The sequence below is a fragment of the Caballeronia sp. M23-90 genome, assembly GCF_053574605.1.
Genome location: NZ_JBSIPA010000033.1, coordinates 1 through 19793, shown reverse-complemented (window position 1 = coordinate 19793; position 19793 = coordinate 1). Strand labels below are relative to the sequence as shown.

Annotated in this window: 18 protein-coding genes; 16 read left to right on the top strand and 2 right to left on the bottom strand. The window is 59.7% G+C overall.

Annotated elements, in window-relative coordinates; translation table 11 throughout:
• Window positions 1-24 precede the first annotated feature (24 nt).
• Window positions 25-999, top strand: a complete 975-nt coding sequence (tssG, locus tag ACRXB1_RS05935) for a type VI secretion system baseplate subunit TssG (protein WP_449491439.1) — start codon at window positions 25-27, stop codon at window positions 997-999.
• A complete protein-coding gene (gene tssJ, locus ACRXB1_RS05930; RefSeq protein WP_449491431.1) occupies window positions 989-1672 on the top strand; it encodes a type VI secretion system lipoprotein TssJ in 684 nt (227 codons plus the stop codon). Before tssG (ACRXB1_RS05935) ends, tssJ begins: the two co-directional genes overlap by 11 nt.
• A 56-nt stretch (window positions 1673-1728) precedes the next feature.
• Here tssJ and ppnP read toward each other — a convergent pair whose 3' ends face one another.
• Both ppnP and ACRXB1_RS05920 read right to left on the bottom strand, forming a co-directional pair.
• On the bottom strand, window positions 1729-2058 hold the full coding sequence (gene ppnP, locus ACRXB1_RS05925) for a pyrimidine/purine nucleoside phosphorylase (RefSeq protein ID WP_174363379.1): 330 nt from the start codon (window positions 2056-2058) through the stop codon (window positions 1729-1731).
• A gap of 66 nt (window positions 2059-2124) precedes the next feature.
• Complete coding sequence (locus ACRXB1_RS05920) at window positions 2125-2646, bottom strand: Lrp/AsnC family transcriptional regulator (RefSeq protein ID WP_086381534.1); 522 nt, start codon at window positions 2644-2646, stop codon at window positions 2125-2127.
• 159 nt (window positions 2647-2805) lie between these two features.
• Here ACRXB1_RS05920 and ACRXB1_RS05915 point away from each other — a divergent pair, with 159 nt between their 5' ends.
• From ACRXB1_RS05915 to tssK, 14 genes are all read left to right on the top strand, one after another.
• On the top strand, window positions 2806-3822 hold the full coding sequence (locus ACRXB1_RS05915) for a 1-aminocyclopropane-1-carboxylate deaminase (protein ID WP_449491430.1): 1017 nt from the start codon (window positions 2806-2808) through the stop codon (window positions 3820-3822).
• Window positions 3823-4171: 349 nt separating this feature from the next.
• Entirely contained in the window at window positions 4172-4633 is a 462-nt protein-coding gene (locus ACRXB1_RS05910) for a DUF3455 domain-containing protein (RefSeq protein ID WP_373408607.1), read from the top strand.
• 16 nt (window positions 4634-4649) lie between these two features.
• Window positions 4650-5318, top strand: coding sequence for a YceI family protein (locus ACRXB1_RS05905; protein WP_449491429.1), 669 nt, complete (start codon window positions 4650-4652; stop codon window positions 5316-5318).
• A 293-nt stretch (window positions 5319-5611) separates the two neighbouring features.
• Entirely contained in the window at window positions 5612-6673 is a 1062-nt protein-coding gene (gene tssA / locus ACRXB1_RS05900) for a type VI secretion system protein TssA (RefSeq protein WP_449491428.1), read from the top strand.
• Between the two features lie 32 nt (window positions 6674-6705).
• Entirely contained in the window at window positions 6706-7206 is a 501-nt protein-coding gene (gene tssB, locus ACRXB1_RS05895) for a type VI secretion system contractile sheath small subunit (RefSeq protein ID WP_449491427.1), read from the top strand.
• A gap of 69 nt (window positions 7207-7275) precedes the next feature.
• Window positions 7276-8772 carry a type VI secretion system contractile sheath large subunit gene (gene tssC / locus ACRXB1_RS05890; RefSeq protein WP_449491438.1) on the top strand — a complete coding sequence of 499 codons (1497 nt, stop codon included), beginning with the start codon at window positions 7276-7278 and terminating at the stop codon, window positions 8770-8772.
• Window positions 8773-8841: 69 nt separating this feature from the next.
• The gene (locus tag ACRXB1_RS05885; protein ID WP_062001343.1) at window positions 8842-9333 is read left to right on the top strand and encodes an Hcp family type VI secretion system effector; all 492 of its coding nucleotides are present in this window, start codon (window positions 8842-8844) and stop codon (window positions 9331-9333) included.
• Between the two features lie 2 nt (window positions 9334-9335).
• Window positions 9336-9860, top strand: a complete 525-nt coding sequence (tssE, locus tag ACRXB1_RS05880; protein ID WP_449491426.1) for a type VI secretion system baseplate subunit TssE — start codon at window positions 9336-9338, stop codon at window positions 9858-9860.
• A 26-nt stretch (window positions 9861-9886) separates the two neighbouring features.
• Window positions 9887-11743 carry a type VI secretion system baseplate subunit TssF gene (gene tssF, locus ACRXB1_RS05875; RefSeq protein ID WP_449491425.1) on the top strand — a complete coding sequence of 619 codons (1857 nt, stop codon included), beginning with the start codon at window positions 9887-9889 and terminating at the stop codon, window positions 11741-11743.
• Window positions 11728-12765: a type VI secretion system baseplate subunit TssG gene (gene tssG / locus ACRXB1_RS05870; RefSeq protein ID WP_449491424.1), complete on the top strand. Its 1038-nt coding sequence runs from the start codon at window positions 11728-11730 to the stop codon at window positions 12763-12765. Before tssF ends, tssG (ACRXB1_RS05870) begins: the two co-directional genes overlap by 16 nt.
• 2 nt (window positions 12766-12767) lie before the next feature.
• On the top strand, window positions 12768-15371 hold the full coding sequence (gene tssH / locus ACRXB1_RS05865; protein ID WP_449491423.1) for a type VI secretion system ATPase TssH: 2604 nt from the start codon (window positions 12768-12770) through the stop codon (window positions 15369-15371).
• Window positions 15358-17334: a type VI secretion system Vgr family protein gene (locus ACRXB1_RS05860; RefSeq protein ID WP_449491422.1), complete on the top strand. Its 1977-nt coding sequence runs from the start codon at window positions 15358-15360 to the stop codon at window positions 17332-17334. The genes tssH and ACRXB1_RS05860 overlap by 14 nt, the downstream gene beginning before the upstream one ends.
• A gap of 12 nt (window positions 17335-17346) precedes the next feature.
• Window positions 17347-18849, top strand: coding sequence for a type VI secretion system-associated FHA domain protein TagH (gene tagH / locus ACRXB1_RS05855; protein WP_449491421.1), 1503 nt, complete (start codon window positions 17347-17349; stop codon window positions 18847-18849).
• A gap of 4 nt (window positions 18850-18853) precedes the next feature.
• On the top strand, window positions 18854-19793 hold a 940-nt coding region (tssK, locus tag ACRXB1_RS05850; RefSeq protein ID WP_449491420.1), incomplete at its 3' end, for a type VI secretion system baseplate subunit TssK.

Sequence of the window (19793 nt, the reverse complement as noted above, 5' to 3'; positions counted from 1 at the left end):
GCGTTGCTGCGAAACGCTACGCAGATGAACTTCATGCGTTTCTGCGAATTGCTTGAGCTCGCTGCGCCCGACGACGCGCCGCTTGGCACTACCGATTCGCCATCGAACGAGCTCGTTCGCTTTAGATCGCGTCAACGCCTGGGCTTTCCGGGCAAGGAGATCGACGCAGTCGAGTACGACTACGACGACGTATCCAAGCCACCCTCTGTCCGCACGACCTTTCTCGGTCTTTACGGCGTCGATGCGCACATGCCATCGTATTTCATCGATGAAGTCGCGCAGAACCGCGACGGCGCCGAACCGCTGTCGGCGTTTCTCGACATGTTCCACCATCGCATTGCGACGCAGTTTTATCGGGCGTGGAGAAAGTATCGCTTCCCGGCGGGCTTTAAAAAGGGCGGCACGGACGAAGTTTCGCGTTGTCTGGTCAGCCTTGTGGGATTGGGTATCGGGCATCCATCGATCGAAAAGACGGTCGGTACGCGCAAGCTGCTCTCGATGCTTGGTCTCGCCGGCCAGCGCACGCGCACGGCCGAGGGACTCGCGGGCGTGCTGCAACACGCCGTACCCGATGCAAGGATCACCGTCGCGGAATTCCATCCGGTCTGGATTCATCTGACCGAATTCGAGCCGACCGCATTAGGCGAGAACTGCGTGCTCGGACGCGGTTTCTACGATCGCGGCAATTGCGTGCGCGTGGTCATCACACCCATAACGTGTGAGTCGGTGTTAGGCCTTACGCCTGGCCGCCAACTTCACGGTGAAATCATGGCGCTGCTGCGGTTTTATCTCGGGTACGAGGCAAATGCACATCTGGAGATGCACGTCTCTCCAAAGTTGATGCCGAGGGCGGATATCGCTTCAGACCAAGTTCGTCTTGGATACACAAGCCAGTTGGAGCAACTCGAGCGCCCGTACAAAACAGGCGTCATCACGCGTGTGCAACTCGGCACATGGAATGGCCAAAGCGAAAACATGGAACACCGCAATGAGCATTAAAATCAACCGCTGCGCGATCTTGTCTGCCGCGCTGTGCACCAGCCTGCTCGTCACCGGCTGCGGCATCGCCCAGTCTGTGAAAACCGGGACCGTGGACGCAGCGAAGTGGGCATTCACCACCCAGGTCAAGGCGATGAACCTCGACCTCATAAGCCGGTCGTCGTTGAATACGAACGGCGCGGGACAATCTTTGTCTACAGTGCTCCGCGTCTATCAGTTGAAGACGCCACAGGCGTTTGAGCAACTCGATTATGCGCAGCTACAAAGCAATGATCTGGACGCTCTGAAACCCGACCTCTTGACCACAACGGACGTCGTGCTTCGGCCGAACGCAAACGCGAGCATCAGCGAACCGATGAGTGACGATACGGAGTACGTTGCGATCGTGGCGTTCTTCCGGGAGGACAGTCAACGAGCAACTTGGCGGATGGTGCTGCCACGTAAGCAGTGGAAGCAGAGTGATCCTGTTCGCATCGAGGTGAAGGACAGTTCGATGGCGCTTATCGGCAAGGGGCCGCAGGCGGTCAAGCAACAGGCGACGGTGCGCAGTACACCTCGTCCTGTGCTTGACCCGCAGCCGACTAAAACGGTCGTGACGGCACAAGGCACGGTACCGAAGCCAGCAGGAAAGCTTACCTCTTCACTTGACGACTGGACGCGGCCAGTCGACTAGCATCTCACGGGCCGAATCAAGACGGCGTTCTCAGCGCCGTCCAGCCGCTCAAAAAATCAGAAATAATGGCAGACGTAATCCAGCGTCTCGATCACTTCAATATCGAAACTGGTATTAGCCGGCACCGCGATCGATTCACCCGGACCGTACTCGCGCCATTGGTCCTCGCCGGGATTTCGCACGCGGCAACGGCCGGCGTTGACATCGATTTGCTCGGCGGCTTGCGTCGAGAACTTCAGCGATGCGGGGAATATGACCCCTAGCGTCTTGCGCGTTCCGTCGCCAAGCAGGACGGTATGCGATACGCATTTTCCATCGAAGTAAATGTTCGCGCGCTTGATGATCGACGCGTTGTCGTATTGCGTATTGGTCGTGTCCGATGCCATTCGTGAAGTCCCTTGTTCCGGTTGATGTATCCGCGGCATTTTAACCGGGCTGCGTGGCCACGCCATTCAAACGGGAAAACTCGTCGTCGACAAGATCTCCTTGAGCACCATGAAACTGCGCACCTGCCGCACACCCGGCAGATAAAGCAATTGCTCGGCATGCAGCTTGTTGAAGCTCTCGCTGTCGCGCGTACGGATAAGCATGAAGTAATCGAACTCGCCTGTCACGACGTGACATTCCATGCAACCCGACACTTTTTGCGCGGCCTTTTCGAAGGCGGCGAAGGACTCGGGCGTCGATCGATCCAGCACCACGCCAATCATCACCAGCATGCCGGCGTTGAGTTTCTTTGGCGCAAGCAATGCAACGATCCCGCTGATAAATCCCGCCTGCTTCAATCTTTCGACGCGACGCAAGCACGCCGGCGCACTGAGATTGACCTTCGCGGCAAGCGCCACGTTGGAGATGGAAGCATCGCGCTGCAATTGCCGGAGGATAGCGCGGTCAACGCGATCGACCTCGGCGCCTTGAGAATCAGGCGTCTTGACGCTTCCCCGCGATATAGCACGAACTTTTGTTGCGCTCATCGGCAATGGTCCACATGTTAATTAAGTGAAAATCCGGATTAAGCCTCGTAAATAAGGATAAAGTATTTTTCTTTGCAACACCGATCGCGGCGAATTTTTTTACCATATTCGTATCGACGCAAATGGTTGCGGCGACCTGGCTGATCACCGGAGCGAGACATGAATCTTAAGAAATTTCCGCGGCATGCACTGACGTTTGGCCCCACGCCAATCCAGCCGCTCAAGCGTTTATCGGAACATCTGGGCGGGCAAGTCGAGCTGTATGCGAAGCGCGAGGACTGCAACAGCGGGCTGGCATTCGGCGGCAATAAAACCCGCAAGCTCGAATATCTGATCCCCGAGGCGATTGCGCAGGGCTGCGATACGCTGGTGTCCATCGGCGGAATTCAGTCGAACCAGACGCGACAGGTCGCCGCCGTCGCCGCGCATCTGGGCATGAAATGCGTGCTCGTGCAGGAGAACTGGGTCAACTATTCGGACGCGGTGTATGACCGTGTCGGTAATATTCAGATGTCGCGGATCATGGGCGCCGATGTCAGGCTCGTGGCGGATGGCTTTGATATCGGTTTCCGCAAGAGCTGGGAGGACGCGCTGGAAAGCGTCAGGCAGGCAGGCGACAAACCTTACGCGATTCCTGCGGGCTGCTCGGATCATCCGCTTGGCGGGCTGGGATTCGTTGGCTTTGCGGAGGAAGTGCGGCAGCAGGAAGCGGAACTTGGCTTCAAGTTCGATTACATCGTGGTGTGCTCGGTGACGGGCAGCACGCAAGCGGGCATGGTGGTCGGGTTTGCAGCGGATGGACGCGCGGATCGGGTGATCGGTATCGATGCATCGGCGAAACCTGAGAAAACCCGCGAGCAGATCCAACGGATTGCGCGGCAAACGGCGGAGCAGGTTGAACTCGGGCAGGACATCAAAGCGAGCGATATCGTGCTGGACGAGCGTTACGGCGGCCCCGAATATGGTCTGCCAAATGAAGGCACGCTCGATGCAATCCGCCTTTGCGCAAAGCTGGAAGGCGTGCTGACCGACCCGGTCTACGAAGGCAAGTCGATGCACGGCATGATCGACAAGGTAAAACGCGGGGAATTTCCGGCGGGATCGAAGGTGCTTTATGCGCATTTAGGCGGCGTACCGGCGCTTAACGCTTACAGCTTCATCTTTCGCGAGGGATAAAGAAAAGGGCAAGGGAATAAGCCTGCCGCTCCATTCGTTGAATAATTAGCGCTTAGCCGCCGACAGGGTCCTTACAGGGACTTTTCGGCGGCTAAGCGCTTTGATCTACCGATGGAATAGATCTGAACCGTGAGGTGTTGTATCGAAAGCAGCCAGGAGGAACCAGACGGTAACGGCTGCAACTAATCCACACTTACGGGCTCCACCCATGTTCAACTTGCTCATTTCCCTCCGTCGTCTTGTTGCATCCGGAACCCCGGTGCCTGCCGGCGCGGCTTTGTCGAAGCATTCAAGCGGGGATGTCATGTCACTTCTGTCCAGTCGTTCCATTCGTCCCGCCGCGTTGTTTGTGTCGGCGATCGCGACGTGTTCTAGCGCATTCGCCGCGGCATCCATTGACCCCCCGCAAGCGGAACAGGTCATGTCCACGACTGCTTCCGGCGTACAGGTCTATTCATGCGAATACGATGCACAGCATCACCTGGCGTGGGTATTCAAGAGTCCGCTTGCAACGCTTTACGATACCAGCGGGCAAGCCGTGATCAAGCATGCGGCAGGACCGTCATGGCAAGCGGACGATGGCAGCCGTATAGTCGGCCACGTGCTTGCGCAAACGCCCAGCGCAACCGCTGAAAGCATCCCGCAGTTGCTGCTGGAAACACACAGCGCGGGCGCGAGCGGTACGCTGTCCAATATCCGCTATGTTCAACGCATCAATACCGTCGGCGGTCTGATGCCCGCGGCCGCGTGTACAGCGGAACACCAGACGGGCAGTTCTCCGTATATCGCGAACTACGCTTTCTACAAATAGCATGACAAGGACGACCATGATGCAGTCCAGATTCTTATCGAGCTTTCACACAATTCGCGCGGGACTGCTGGTGGCGGGATTGATCTCGTTGTCCGCTTGCACGGCGCTCAGCGTGGTGACGCATTCCGTGTCGCCGAATGAAACCAGCGTTCCAGCGGGGCGCTACAAGCTCGACGAGCATCACTGGAACGTCAGCTTTGACGTGGACCACTTCAAGTATTCGCGCTTTGTGATGCGCTTCGATAAAGCCGATGCGCAACTGAACTGGAACGCGGGCGGTATGGAACAAAGCACGGTGGAGGCGACTATCGATGCAAACAGCCTGGACACAAATGTCCCCATTCTCAACAAGATGATCAAGGGCAACGAGGTGCTGAACGTGGATACGTACCCGTCCATCCACTTCGTCAGTACGCAGTTCAAGCGCACGGGGGATCAAAAGGGCGAGCTGACCGGCGACCTCACCATTCGTGGCACGACGCGGCCAGTGACGCTGGCGGTCACGTTCAACGGTCATGCCAAAGACCCGCTGACGAAAAAGGAAACCCTCGGTTTCTCCGCCGATGGTCACTTCAGCCGCGCTCAATTCGGGTTATCGACATGGTATCCGGCTGTGGGCGACGACGTACATGTCGCGATTCAGGCGGAGTTCGATGCGGACGGGCAACAAGCAGCGCCTCAATGAGCAGATTGCGGTCATCTAAAGCGCGCGTGATTTTGAAGCGCGCTTTTTTTTTCATCAATTGGTTAGGTATCCGATGTTGATTGCCAATTGCCAAAGCTGTTTGATACCGCATCGCGCGGAAATACCTGCTTTGACCTCCGGCAGGAACCCCTGTTTCATTCAGAAACACTTTCGATGTGCGGCCTGCAAAAACAATTCGGAATAAACCACGCTTCAAGATGTTTTGTTAGGTAAGAGACGTGTTGATTGACGCTTGAATAAGTTACCTAACCGAGCTGTTCTGAAGTTCCGACATGACACCTGAATTCATCACGCATATCGAGTGGGCCGCCTGGCTCGAAGACGTCTCCGCAGAACTCGCCTGCGGCGCGGATCTTGAATACGACCCATCGTTCCGGTTGCTGGAAGAAGCGGTCAACGGGAAGCCTGAAGCGGAATATGGCAAGACCGTAGTTGCGGCCGTCCCGCCCGACTGGAGTGCAGCGAATACGTTGTGCGTCGAGTTGATGTCGCGCAGCCGCGACTTGAGAGTCGTCGCTTTCTTGTCGCGGGCGTGTCTCGCCATTGAAGGCGTCGCTGGATTTACCGATGGACTCGCGCTCGCGGATGGCCTGCTGGAGCGTCATTGGAATGACGTACATCCGCAACTCGACACGAACGACGGCAGCGATCCGACGGCACGCATCAATGCGCTCGCCGCTTTTGTGGATACATCGGGCGTGCTTGGACAACTACTTGATACGCCATTGTTGCCGCAGCTTCCATCGCAAACGTTGCCGCTCACGTTGCGCGAATGGTTCTATGCCAACGGCGATATGCCCCTGCCAGCCGCCCGCACCGTGATGAGCCTTGCGGAAATCGAAGCGGCGATAGCAGCCTCGGTCCATCGCGCGGTATCGCTGAAGGCTGCGTTCAGCGCGGCGTTGACGTATGCGGAACGGATCGAGGTCGTGCTGACGGAACGCGTCGGCATGGCGCAAGCGCTGGACCTCGCTGCGTTGAAGACGCCGTTGCGAAGAGGTGAAACGCTCATTGGCGATTGCCTGAAAAAACTGGGCGTCGACAAAACGCCGGAACTGGACGCGCACACAACCGCGCAAGCGTCGGTCACGACCAATATCCCTGCGCCGGAAACAAACCAGCTCGCCACTCGCGCCGATGTCATCGCGACCCTAGACCGGCTTTGCGACTACTACGCACGCCACGAACCCTCGAGTCCAGTGCCGCTGTTATTGCATCGTGCACGTGGACTTGTCGACAAGTCGTTCGTCGACTTGCTGAAAGACCTTGCACCCGAAGGGCTGGCTCAACTGACCAGCGTAGTTGGAACGGCCGGCATGTCGGCACCCGAATAGCTCGTTCGATTCATTCACCGGAGAACAGGAAGATGGCCAAGGAAAGCAGTCAGAAATTCATCGCACGCAATCGTGCGCCGCGCGTGCAGATCGAGTACGACGTCGAGGTTTACGGCTCGGAAAAGAAGGTGAATCTGCCCTTCGTCATGGGCGTGTTATCGGATCTCTCGGGAACGCCTGAAGAATCGCTGCAGCCGGTGGCGGATCGCAAGTTCCTCGAAATCGACATCGATAACTTCGACGAACGCCTGCGCTCCATGAAGCCACGCGTTGCCATGCAGGTCGAGAACACGCTGACGGGAAACGGCAAGATGGGCGTGGACATGACGTTTGAAAGCATGGACGACTTCTCCCCGGCGGCGATTGCACGCAAGGTCGAGCCGCTAGCGAAGTTGCTCGAAGCACGCAGCCAGTTGCAGAACCTGTTGACCTACATGGACGGCAAGACTGACGCGGAGAAGCTGGTCGGCAAGCTGCTGGAAGATCAAGCCCTGCTCAGCGCGCTGGCTTCCGCACCCAAGCCGCAAGCGTGATCCTGCACGCCTGAATCCCTATCAACCAGCAAGCCAAGAGGAACAATCATGGCAGATGCCAGCGACAATATGCAGCAGCAAACGAGCAGCACGCAGGAAGCACAGGCGACTGAAACGGATGCATCCGGCGAGTTCGGACGTCTCTTGCAAAAGGCGTTCAAGCCACGCACCGACAAAGCCAAGGAAGCCGTGGAAAGCGCGGTACGCACGCTCGCGGAACAGGTGCTGCAAGACACGCATCTCGTCTCCGACGACGCGCTTGCGACCATTGAATCGCTGATTGCGAAGATCGATGAAAAGCTCAGCGCTCAAGTGAACGTGATCCTGCACACCGAGCAATTCCAGCAACTCGAAAGCGCGTGGCGCGGCCTGCATTATCTTGTGACCAACACGGAAAGCGATGAGACGCTGAAGCTGCGCGTGCTCAATATCTCGAAGAACGATTTGCATCGCTCGTTGCGTAAATACAAGGGCGTCGCGTGGGATCAAAGCCCGCTCTTCAAGAAGCTCTATGAAGAAGAATACGGCCAGTTCGGCGGCGAACCTTACGGCGCACTGGTTGCGGACTACTACTTCGACAACAGTGGTCCGGACGTCGATTTCCTGACGCAGATGGGCAAGATTTCAGCGGCCGCGCACGCGCCGTTTATCGCAGGCGCCGATCCTGCCGTGATGCTGATGGACTCGTGGCAGGAGCTTGCCAACCCACGCGACCTGACCAAGATTTTCCAGACGCCGGAACACGCTGCATGGCGTTCGCTGCGTGACTCGGATGATTCGCGCTACATCGGTCTTGCGATGCCGCGCTTCCTTGCGCGCACGCCTTACGGCGCGAAGACGAGCCCAGTCGAGGAGTTCGACTTCGAAGAAAACACGGCCGGCGCGGATGCATCGAAATACGCATGGGCAAACGCGGCCTACGCAATGGCGGTGAACATCAACCGCTCGTTCAAGACGTATGGCTGGTGCTCGCGAATCCGCGGTATCGAGTCGGGCGGCGCGGTGGAGAACCTGCCGGTTCATGCATTTCCCACCGATGACGGCGGCGTCGACATGAAATGCCCGACGGAGATCGCGATCAGCGATCGTCGTGAGGCGGAACTCGCGAAAAACGGTTTCATGCCGCTCGTGCACAAGAAGAACTCGGATTTTGCTGCGTTCATTGGAGCGCAATCGCTGAACAAGCCGGTCGAATACGAAGATCCGGACGCAACCGCCAACGCGAATCTCGCAGCGCGCTTGCCGTACCTGTTCGCTTGCAGCCGCTTTGCGCATTACCTGAAATGTATTGCCCGCGACAAGGTGGGCAGCTTCAAGGAGAAGGACGATATGCAGCGCTGGCTGCAGGACTGGATCCTTCAATACGTGGATGGAGACCCCGAGAATTCGTCGGAGTTGACGAAGGCACGCAGGCCGCTCGCTGCAGCCGAAGTGGTAGTGGAAGAGGTCGAAGGCAACCCGGGCTACTACACATCGAAGTTCTTCCTGCGTCCGCATTACCAACTCGAAGGTCTGACGGTTTCGTTGCGTCTGGTGTCGAAGCTGCCTTCAGCAAAAGCCGCGTAACTCTCTTTAGTCACCGGGCTTGGCCCGAACGTTTGTTTAATCGCAATCATCTATTTAGGATAACAAATCATGGCAGTCGATATTTTCTTGGATCTCGGTACAGTCAAGGGTGAATCGCTGGATTCAGTGCATAAGGACGAGATCGATATTCTCTCGTGGAGCTGGGGCCTGAGCCAGTCCGGGACCATGCACCTCGGTACCGGCGGTGGCGGCGGCAAGGTCGCGGTCCACGACCTGTCGGTCACCAAATATACCGACCGCTCGACGCCTTCCATTGTCACCGCTTGCACGACCGGCAAGCACTATCCGACCGGCAAGCTGACCGTGCGCAAGGCCGGCGGAACCAAGCCGCTCGAGTACTACATCATCGAACTGGAAAAAGTGCTCGTCACCAACTATTCGACGGGTGGCTCGGACGGCGAAGACCGGTTCACCGAGACCGTCACGCTCAACTTCGAAAAATTCCACGTGAGCTACCAGCAGCAAGATCCGACGTCCGGCTCGGCACTCGGCGGCGTGGTCGAAAGCAAGTGGAATATCCCCGCTAACGCGGAAGCGTGATCGTGACGAAGCCGCCGACGATCGCGCGCAACGCAGGGCGCATCCAGCCCTCGCTGCTCGAACGCCTGACCGATCACGACCGCGATGCGACCCGCGAGGTACGTGAGCAACGCGCGAGTTCTGCGCGGGCGTTGCGGCAGAGCCTGATGCGCGATCTCGGATGGCTCCTGAATGCGCAAGGGATTTCTGCGTCGCACGGCATTGAACGGTTTCCGCATGTCGCGGATTCAGTGCTCAATTTCGGATTCTCCGACCTTGCGGGAAAGAGTGCGTCGAATGTGGACATTGTGCAGATCGAGCGTCTGATGGCCGACACCATCCGTGCGTTCGAACCGCGAATTCTCCCCGGCACGCTGCGCGTGCGTGCCGTGCAGTCAGGTGAGACGACGGGCCAGCACAACGCCATAGCGTTCATCGTGGAGGGGGATCTGCATGCGCACCCTGTCCCCGAACGTCTTTATTTGCGTACCGAACTCGACCTCGAAGCCGGGACGGTCAACTTATCCGAGCAAGCCGGCGCGAATTGAATTTCGCGACATAACCCACCCTGACCATGAACCCCAAACTGATCGAGTATTACAGCCAGGAGCTTCAGCACGTCCGCGAGATGGGCGGTGAGTTTGCGAAGGAGTTTCCGAAGGTCGCAGGACGGCTCGGGCTCGAAAGCTTCGAATGCGCCGATCCTTACGTCGAGCGTCTTCTGGAAGGCTTCAGCTTCCTCTCGGCGCGCGTGCAGATGAAGATCGACGCCGAGTTTCCACGCTTCACGCAGCATCTTGCAGAGCTTGTCTATCCGCACTATCTCGCGCCGACGCCGGCCATGGCAATCGTGGAGATTCAACCGGACATGACGCATCCGTCGCTCGCCGAGGGAGTCCTGGTTCCGCGCGGTACGGCCTTGCATGGACGGCTCGACGGCGACAGTTCCACGCGTTGCGAATTCCGGACCGCGCATGCAATGACGATGTCGCCAATCGAGCTGGTCGAAGCGCGCTTGTTCACACATACCGGCACGCTTGCAGGCGTGGACATGCCGCTGCCGCGCGGCGTGAAGGCTGGCCTGCGGCTGCGTCTGCGCGCGCTGAACAACCAGAAGATCAGCGATATCTCGCTTGACCACCTCCCGCTTCATTTGCGCGGCGGTGAGGGATTGCCGGCGCGTTTATACGAATTGCTGCTTGGCTCGACGCTCGGCGTGGTTGTCGAAGGCAAGCTGTTGCCAGCTTCGTCTATTCGTCCCCTTGGTTTCTCCGACGAAGAAGCCCTGCTCCCCGTCAGCAGCCAGTCGTTCCCCGGATATCGCTTGCTGCAAGAGTATTTCGCGTTTGCACAACGCTTCATGTTCGTTTCCATCGATGGACTCAAGCCGCACATGGCCCGTTGCGGCAGCGATGAGATCGAGTTGATCGTCTTGCTCTCGCGTGCCGATCTGACACTCGAACAACTTGTCGACGCGTCGCATTTCGCGCTGCACTGCACGCCGTGCATCAACCTGTTTCCGCGCCGCACCGATCGCATTGTGGTGACTGGGGAGCAGTTCGAGCACCATGTGGTGGTGGACCGCACGCGCCCGATGGACTTCGAGGTGTACCAGATTCAGAGCGTGAACGGATATCGCGCGGGCGGAGGCTCTGAATTGCCCTTCCAGCCGTTTTACCGTGCGCGCGACATGGGCATTCCCGACTCGCGTAATGGTGCTTTCTATCAGGTACGCCGCGAGAAACGCCTGGCTTCATCGCGGCAAAACGAACGGGGCGTGCGCTCCAACTATCTTGGCAGCGAGACCTTCATCGCGCTTGTCGATACAACCGACGCGCCGTATCCCGGCGAGCTCCATCAACTCGGCCTGAGCGTGTTATGCACCAACCGCGACTTGGCACTGACCATGCCGCTCGGTGATTCGGCGACCGACTTTACCGTCGATCTCGAAGTGCCCGTGCTCAGCGCGCGTTGCATAGGCGGTCCGAGCCGGCCTTTGCCGTCATATGCAGAGGGTCCGGTTGCATGGCGGCTTCTGAGCCACTTGTCCTTGAACTATGCGTCGCTTGTGGACAGCAACGACGGTCAGGGTGCGCAAGCCATGCGCGATCTGCTCGGCCTCTATGCGCCCGCTGGCGACGGCGCGGCGGCGAGACAGGTCGACGGTCTTCGTTCCATCGATACACAGCCTGTGACGCGTCGCTTGCCGTCGCGCGGACCGATCGTATTTGGCCGAGGCCTGGAGATCAACCTGCTGATCGATGAGATCGGCTTCGAAGGCGCAAGCGCGTTTCTCTTTGGCGCGGTGCTCGCGCGCTTCTTCACTCAATATGTATCGCTGAATTCGTTCACCGAGACGGTGGTCACGAGCGCAACGCGCGGCGAAATCATGCGCTGGGCGCCGGGGAGTGGGTTATGCAAAACGCTGTGACCATCCTCGACCGGCTTTCCGCCGATGCAAAAAGCTTCGACTTTTTCCAGGCCGTGCGCTTGCTCGAATGCGCGTATCCCGGCTTGCCGCGAGTGGGTTCATCGTTGCGGCCGCGTGACGATGCCGTACGCTTCGGTCAGGAACCGGACCTCATCTTCTTTCCGACCACGTTGCGCAGTTTCAGCTTGAACGGTGAAAGTGAAAAAGCGCCGAAACTGGTCGTGAATTTCTTCGGCCTGCTGGGACCAAACGGCCCGATGCCCACGCATCTCACCGAATACATCCGTGACCGCACGCGTAACGCCAACGACCCGACCTTTGCGCGGTTTCTCGACGTGTTCCATCACCGCATGACGTCGCTGTTTTATCGATCATGGGCGGTGGCGCAGCCGACAGTGAGCCTTGACCGCAACAACGGTGATCGTTTTTCCGCATATGTCGGCAGCACCTTTGGGCTCGGCGAACCGGCGCTGCGCAATCGCGACAGCATCCCTGACTTCGCAAAGCTTCACTTTGCCGGCGTACTCAGCGGTCCGACCCGTCACGCCGCCGGATTGCGTCTTGTGTTGATGCGCTTCTTCAACGTCCCGGTGAAAGTGAAGGAGAACGTCGGTCACTGGATCGACTTGCCAGCGCGTTCGCTGAGCCGTTTGGGCGCCGCCGATGAAAGCGGCCGCCTCGGCCTCGGCACCATGCTTGGGGGCCGAGCGTGGGACCGGCAGCACAAGTTCCGCGTTGCGCTGGGTCCGCTTTCGATGACCGACTATCAGCGATTCCTGCCCGGCGGCGCGAGCCTCGTGCGTCTCGCGGACTGGATCCGCAACTACGTGCGCGATCCGCTCGAATGGGATTTGAACCTGCAATTGCGGCGCGCAGAAGTACCTCGTCTTGCTCTCGGGCCGCTACAGCGTCTTGGTTATACAACATGGTTGTTAACGCGTCCGGCTGCGTCCGACGCCACGCAGCTCCTACTCAAACCGCTCGGCCGAAACGGCCGCGTCAAGACTCTCGCACAGGAATAACCATGGCAGAAATCAGCCGCGCCGTGATGTTCGGCAAACTCGACACACTCAGCTATCGCGCGATGGAAAGTGCCACGACGTTCTGTCGTTTGCGGGGCAATCCTTATGTGGAGCTGACTCACTGGCTGCATCAGCTACTCAACTTGCCCGACTCGGATCTGCACCGGATCATCAAGCATTTTGGCGTGGAGCCTTCCGCGCTCGCGCGTGATTTGACAGAAGCGCTGGATCGTTTGCCGCGCGGGTCTACATCGATCACGGACATCTCTTCGCAACTGGAAGAAGCTGTCGAGCGCGGCTGGGTGTATGGGTCCTTGTTGTTCGATGCAGCGAAAGTGCGCAGCGCGCATCTGATTGTCGGCGCGTTGAAGACGCCGGCCTTACGCAACGCGTTGCGCGGGATTTCGCGCGAGTTCGATCGAGTGAAACTCGATGACCTCGTGAATGACTTCGACGTTTTGCTCGCGGATTCGCCGGAGAATGCGCAAGCCTCGAATGCGCCGTCAGCGGCAGTCACCATGCCTGCGACCAATCAGGACGCATTGCAGCGCTTCACCGTCGACCTCACGGAACAAGCACGCTCGGGCAAGCTCGATGCAATCGTCGGTCGCGACGAAGAGATTCGTCAGGTCATCGACATCCTGATGCGGCGCCGCCAGAACAATCCGCTTCTGACGGGCGAGGCGGGTGTAGGGAAAACGGCCGTGGTCGAGGGACTGGCGCAACGAATCGTGGCCGGCGATGTTCCCCCCATGCTGCGCGATGTCACGCTGCGCACGCTCGACGTAGCGTTGCTCCAGGCAGGTGCCGGCGTCAAGGGCGAGTTCGAAACGCGCCTGCGCCAGGTGCTTGAGGAGGTGCAGTCGGCGGAGCGCCCGGTGATTCTTTTCATCGATGAAGCGCATACGCTCGTGGGCGCAGGCGGCGCAGCCGGAACCGGCGATGCCGCCAATCTGCTGAAACCTGCACTTGCGCGCGGCACCGTGCGCACGATCGCAGCGACGACGTGGTCGGAGTATCGGCGGTACATAGAAAAAGATCCGGCGTTGACGCGGCGTTTCCAGGTCGTGCAAGTGCGCGAGCCGGACGAAGCACGCGCAATCACCATGATGCGCGGCATTGCCGGTGCGCTGGAAAAGCATCACGGCGTGCAAGTGCTCGACGAAGCCATAGAAGCGGCCGTGCGCCTGTCGCATCGATACATTCCGGCGCGTCAGTTGCCCGACAAGTCCGTGAGCCTGCTCGATACTGCATGTGCCCGCGTTGCAGTGAGTCAGCACGCTACGCCGCCGGCAGTGGACGACGCGCAGAAACGCATCGCCGCGTTGAAGACGGAACTCGAGGTCATCACACGCGAAAGCCTGATCGGTATCGATACAGCCGCGCGTCACGAGGTGGCATCGAAGGCGCTGGAAGAAGAAACGCAGCGGCTCGCGGAGCTCGATACGCGTTGGAACGTTGAACGCGAACTCGTAAAAGACATCCTCGCGCGCCGTTCGCAACTACGCGATGGCGCTGCCGGTGCAGACCTTGCCGCGCTGAGATCGCAACAGGCGTTGCTGGCCGAGCATCAAGGCGACGCACCATTGATCCTGCCCGGCGTGGATCGGCAAGCGGTCGCAGCGGTGGTTCAGGACTGGACCGGCGTGCCCGTTCTCAAGATGGTGAAGAACGATATCGACAACGTGCTGCGTCTTGGTGAGCTGTTGGACCGGCGAATCATCGGTCAGGGTCACGCAACCGAGATGATCGCACGGCGCATTCGCACGTCGCGTGCGGGACTCGACAATCCAAACAAACCGGTCGGCGTGTTCATGCTCGCGGGAACATCGGGCGTGGGCAAGACGGAGACCGCGCTTGCGCTCGCCGAACTGCTCTATGGCGGGGAGCAAAACCTCATCACCATCAACATGAGCGAATACCAGGAAGCACATACGGTCTCGCTGCTGAAAGGCGCGCCTCCCGGTTATGTCGGTTTCGGGGAAGGTGGCGTGCTGACCGAAGCCGTGCGTAGAAGGCCGCATAGCGTCGTGCTGCTCGACGAAGTGGAGAAGGCGCATCCCGATGTTCATGAACTCTTCTTCCAGGTATTCGACAAGGGCTGGATGGAAGACAGCGAGGGCCGCGCCATCGACTTTCGCAACACGCTGATCCTGCTCACCACGAACGTGGGAACAGAATGCATTGCGCATCTGTGCCGCGATCCGGAGAACATGCCGGCGATGGAAACCATCGAAGAACAGTTGCATGCGGAACTCTTGCACACGTTTCCGCCGGCGTTGCTGGGCCGCATGGTGACGATCCCCTATTACCCGCTCAGCGACGCGATGCTGCGCTCCATCATCCGCTTGCAACTCGGACGGGTGGCGAAACGTGTGACGCGTACACATCAGGTGCCGTTCACTTTCGACGAAGACGTGGTCGGTCAGATCGCCGTGCGTTGCACGCGGCTTGAAAGCGGCGGACGCATGATCGACGCGATCCTCACCAACAGTCTGTTGCCGCGGATCAGCACGGAATTCCTGACGCGCGTGATCGATGGAAAAACGCTTGCACGCGTACATGTGGGCGTTCGAGCAGAGGAGTTCACCTATGCCTTCGACTAGTACTCGCCACGTCCGCATGGAATGCGCCGCGCTTGGCGACACGGCCGTCTTCATGCGCATGTCGACAATCGAAGCGCTCGGCCGCATGAATGAATTCCAGCTTGCATTCTTGAGCCCGCGCAACGATATCGATCCCGGCGACGTGCTTGGCCAGAACCTGTCCGTCACGCTCGATTATCCGGCGGGCGGCGAGCGCCAGTTCAATGGCATCGTCACTACGTTGCGGCTCATTGTCCCCGGCGACACCACGCGTAACCGCATGGCGCGTTACGAAGCCATCGTGCATCCGCGCTTGTGGCTGCTGACGCAGTCGTCGCATCGGCGATTCTTTTATCAAAAGACGATTCCGCAGATCGTAAGCGCGGTGTTCGAACCGTTCGATATCGATTTCCGCAATGCATGCAGCGCAGCTTATCCGCCGCTCGAAAATTGCGTGCAGTATCGCGAGACCGATTTCGACTTCGTGAGCCGTCTGCTCGAGCGCGAAGGCATTCATTATTTTTTCGATTACACGGGCGGCAAACATACGCTCGTGCTGACCGACTCGAATAGCGAACATCGTCCCATTCCGCATTACGACACCATTCCGTACCAGGCTTGGGACACGCCCGAGCAGGATGAAGAGTGCGTGTACCGGTGGGTGTCGGGCGCGACGTTGCAGACTGGACGATACGAAGTCAACGAGTACGACTTCGAGAAGGCATCGGTGAGCAACAGCCACGGTCTCGTCGCGCGGGCAACCCGCGCAGCGCCCTTCGATCCCGCGCGTTACGTGATGCAGGAACACCTGACGGGTCACGTCAAGGCCGCGGATGGCGATCGTCTTGCACGCGTGAACGTCGAGATTCATCAAACGCAGAACGATTCCATCAGTGCACGCAGCACGTCGCGTGGTCTCATCCCGGGCGGTCTGATCCGTTTGCGTGATCATCCGGCGACCGCACAGGATCGCCAATACCTGATTACGGAGACACGTGCGGAGATCGTCTCCGACGCGTATGTATCGACGAGCGACAGCACGTTGCCGATCTTCGATTGCAGCTTTACCGCGATCCGCGCGGATAACACGTTCCGTACGGCACGAACCACGCCGGAGCCGCGCGTAGGCGGTCCGCAAACGGCGGTAGTCGTCGGCCCCGATGGCGATGAAATCCTCACCGATCAATACGGCCGCGTAAAGGTCCAGTTCCACTGGGAACAACTCGCGCAGTCGTCGGGCGCGCAAAAGCTCGACCGATGCTGGGTGCGTGTATCGCAAAGCTGGGCCAATAAACGCTGGGGATCCATGCAGCTTCCGCGCATCGGGCAGGAGGTACTGGTCGAATTCATCGAAGGCGACCCGGACCGTCCGGTGATCACGGGCGCGGTCTACAACTCGACGAACATGCCGCCGTATGAGCTGCCCGCAAACGCGGCCATCTCCACGCTCAAAAGCAACTCGACCAAGGGCGGCAGCGGCTACAACGAAGTGCGGCTCGATGATCGCAAGGGCGACGAACAACTGTTCTTTCACGCCGAACGCGATCATGAAACGTGGGTCAAGCACGACGCGCTGATGAACGTAGAACACGATCGTCACTTGAGCGTAAGCGGCAGCGAGTTCATCAAGACGAACGGTGCGCGCAACGACACGGTAATGGGCAGCAGCAAGTCGAGCGTGCTCGGCGGCGTGACGGCCGCGACCATGACGGCGCACAACCAGTTCGTGGGCGAAGCCTATTCGCTGAACGCCGGCATGGCCGTGCAGATCAAGGCGGGCATGGCCGTGGAGATCGAGGCGACCGCGACCATCGCGTTGCGCGCGGGGGCTTCGTACATCCTGATTGGTCCGGAGACCATCGAGATGTCGAGTATCCCGATCCCCATCGGTCCCGGCATTCCTCCTGTTCCCTTGAGCGTGCCGCCACCGCCGCCGACCCCGCCGCGCGATGCCGACGATGGCTCGCGCAAGGTCGTCAAATAAGGAGCTTTACGCATGTCACCGAATCAGTCCAGGGCAGCGAAGTTGAGGATGACCGTGAGCGGCGGCGCTTTGAGCGCACCGCAAAATATCGAGTTCGATACAGCCGGCGGCACGCTTGGCCGCGCGCCCGAATGCACCGTCGTGCTGCCCGACACGCAACGCGCAATCTCGCGCGTGCAGGCGCGCATTGAATGGCGCGATGGCGCTTTCATCCTGGTCGATGCAGGCAGCAATCCCACGTTGCTGAACGACCAGATACTGGAGGGATCACGCGAGGCGCAGCTTCATGGTGGCGATCGTCTGCGGGTCGGTCCGTATGCGCTGGATGTGTCCATCGAGCACGAGTTGGAGAACATGACCATGATGACGCGCCCGGATGTGTCCTTACCATCGGCGCCGTTGCCGGAGAAACCGGACTGGGACGTGAAGCCGGCCGCGCCGCTGATTCCGGATGACTGGAATGCGCCGCATGCAGCATCGAAGGATAGTCGCGCCGATACTCCATTCACGCCCGATCCGCTCGCGGCCACGCCGCTATTGCGTGAGCCTGCGCGTTTCGGTGTGAATGCGAATCAGGAGCTTATCGATGCCCTCGGCGCCGGCGACAGCCCGCTTGGGATCGGTCCGGCGAAACACGAAGTGTCGCCGTTTTCGGTGTCGGGGTCGAGCAGGGGTTTCGAACACGTATCGCCGGAACGCGCGATGAACGCAGTGCCGACGTTGCCGGTTTTGGACGGACCGGCGACGCCTATCATTCCCGAGGACTTCGACCCGTTTATCCCGCCGGTCGAGATGCAGGACACGGTTGCGCCGGTGATTCCAGCGACGGAGTTTCTGGCGCTGCCGGAACCAGCGCCTGCACCAACGCCTCAGCCAAAGCACGCGGAACCGGTCGCTGCAACACCCTCCACCGGCGACGACGCCACGCTGACAGCCCTGCTGGAAGGTCTCGGCATAGACGCCGGCACTGTCCGTCACATCGCCGCAGATGACCTCGCGCGTCTTGTAGGCGGCATGCTGCGCGTCGCGACGCAGGGCACGATGACCGCGTTGCGCTCACGGTCCATGGCCAAGCGCGAGACGCGTATCGCCATGACGCTGATCGAAGAGCGCGACAACAATCCGCTCAAGTTTTTCCCCGACGTCGACATGGCGCTCACGCAGATGCTCGGCGCACGCGGCGCGGGATATCTCGCGCCTGAAGACGCGTTGCAGGAAGCCTTCCACGATATCCAGACGCACGAACTCGCCGTCGTCGCCGGCATGCGCGCGGCCCTCGAACACGCAATGTCGCGCATCGATCCAGTGACGATCGACCGGTCGGTGCAACCGGCAAAGGGCATCGATGCGCTGCTCGGCAATCGCCGCGCGCGCCTCTGGCAGCGTTTCGTCGATACCTGGGAGGACGTGGCGCGTGACGCCGGCGACGACTTCCAGCGCACCTTCGGCGAGCCCTTCAGCCGCGCGTACCAGGCGCAACTCGACGCACTCACACGTTCAACTCCAAGCGAATAACGCCATGTACTGGAATAGCAAGGTCATCTGGTCGGAAGGCATGTTCCTGCAGCCGCAGCATCTGCAGCAGCACGACCGGCACGTGCAGACGCAACTCGAAGCGCGCGTTGACAGCCTGCGTGCTTACGGCTGGGGATTCACATCGGTGGAAATCGATGAAGCGCTGTTGAAGCTCGGCAAGCTCGCGCTGCGCTCGGCTGCGGGCGTCCTGCCCGATGGCACGCCGTTCAACCTTCCCGCCGATGACGACCTTCCCGAGCCGCTCGACATTCCCGAGGGCACAGCGAACCTGCTCGTGGTGCTCGCATTGCCGGTTCGCCGGCCGGGCGCGACCGAGTCGGGCGGACCTGAGCGTGCGGACATCCTCGCGCGATATCGGACGGAAGAGTTCGAAGTCCACGACAGCAACGATCCCGACGCCGTCAGCACGCTGTTGCAGGTTGGCAAGCTGCGGTTGAAACTTGCGCTCGAACCGGACGTCGCACATGCGCATGCGTATGTGGGCGTTGCGCGTGTGATCGAACGCCTGGGCGATTCGCGTGTGGTGCTGGACGAAGAGTATTGCGCGCCGTGTCTGGACTTCACTGTCGTGGGCAAGCTCGCGCGCTTCACGACCGAGCTCAACGGTCTGCTCCAGCAACGCGGCGAGGCGCTGGCGTCCCGGTTGTCGCAGCCGGAAGCCGCGGGCATGGCGGAGATCTCCGACTTCCTGCTGCTGCAGATCGTCAATCGAGCGCAGCCCTTGGTTGCGCATTTTGGCTCGATGACCGGACTGCATCCCGAAGCGCTTTTCCAGGCCACTGTGCAGCTCGCGGGAGAACTGGCGACCTTCAGTCAGCGTGATCGGCGGCGGCCGGCGTTCCCCGTGTATCGGCATGACCGGTTGAAGGAAACGTTCACGCCGGTGATCGAAGCGTTGCGTCTTGCTTTGAGCCGCGTCGCTA

What these genes read in the sequence shown, in the direction of transcription:
- tssG (WP_449491439.1), top strand. Translation starts at nt 25, where the DNA reads ATGAACTTCATGCGTTTCTGCGAATTGCTTGAGCTCGCTGCGCCCGAC.
- tssJ (WP_449491431.1), top strand. Translation starts at nt 989, where the DNA reads ATGAGCATTAAAATCAACCGCTGCGCGATCTTGTCTGCCGCGCTGTGC.
- ppnP (WP_174363379.1), bottom strand. Translation starts at nt 2,058, where the DNA reads ATGGCATCGGACACGACCAATACGCAATACGACAACGCGTCGATCATC.
- ACRXB1_RS05920 (WP_086381534.1), bottom strand. Translation starts at nt 2,646, where the DNA reads ATGAGCGCAACAAAAGTTCGTGCTATATCGCGGGGAAGCGTCAAGACG.
- ACRXB1_RS05915 (WP_449491430.1), top strand. Translation starts at nt 2,806, where the DNA reads ATGAATCTTAAGAAATTTCCGCGGCATGCACTGACGTTTGGCCCCACG.
- ACRXB1_RS05905 (WP_449491429.1), top strand. Translation starts at nt 4,650, where the DNA reads ATGATGCAGTCCAGATTCTTATCGAGCTTTCACACAATTCGCGCGGGA.
- tssA (WP_449491428.1), top strand. Translation starts at nt 5,612, where the DNA reads ATGACACCTGAATTCATCACGCATATCGAGTGGGCCGCCTGGCTCGAA.
- tssB (WP_449491427.1), top strand. Translation starts at nt 6,706, where the DNA reads ATGGCCAAGGAAAGCAGTCAGAAATTCATCGCACGCAATCGTGCGCCG.
- tssC (WP_449491438.1), top strand. Translation starts at nt 7,276, where the DNA reads ATGCAGCAGCAAACGAGCAGCACGCAGGAAGCACAGGCGACTGAAACG.
- ACRXB1_RS05885 (WP_062001343.1), top strand. Translation starts at nt 8,842, where the DNA reads ATGGCAGTCGATATTTTCTTGGATCTCGGTACAGTCAAGGGTGAATCG.
- tssF (WP_449491425.1), top strand. Translation starts at nt 9,887, where the DNA reads ATGAACCCCAAACTGATCGAGTATTACAGCCAGGAGCTTCAGCACGTC.
- tssG (WP_449491424.1), top strand. Translation starts at nt 11,728, where the DNA reads ATGCAAAACGCTGTGACCATCCTCGACCGGCTTTCCGCCGATGCAAAA.
- tssH (WP_449491423.1), top strand. Translation starts at nt 12,768, where the DNA reads ATGGCAGAAATCAGCCGCGCCGTGATGTTCGGCAAACTCGACACACTC.
- ACRXB1_RS05860 (WP_449491422.1), top strand. Translation starts at nt 15,358, where the DNA reads ATGCCTTCGACTAGTACTCGCCACGTCCGCATGGAATGCGCCGCGCTT.
- tagH (WP_449491421.1), top strand. Translation starts at nt 17,347, where the DNA reads ATGTCACCGAATCAGTCCAGGGCAGCGAAGTTGAGGATGACCGTGAGC.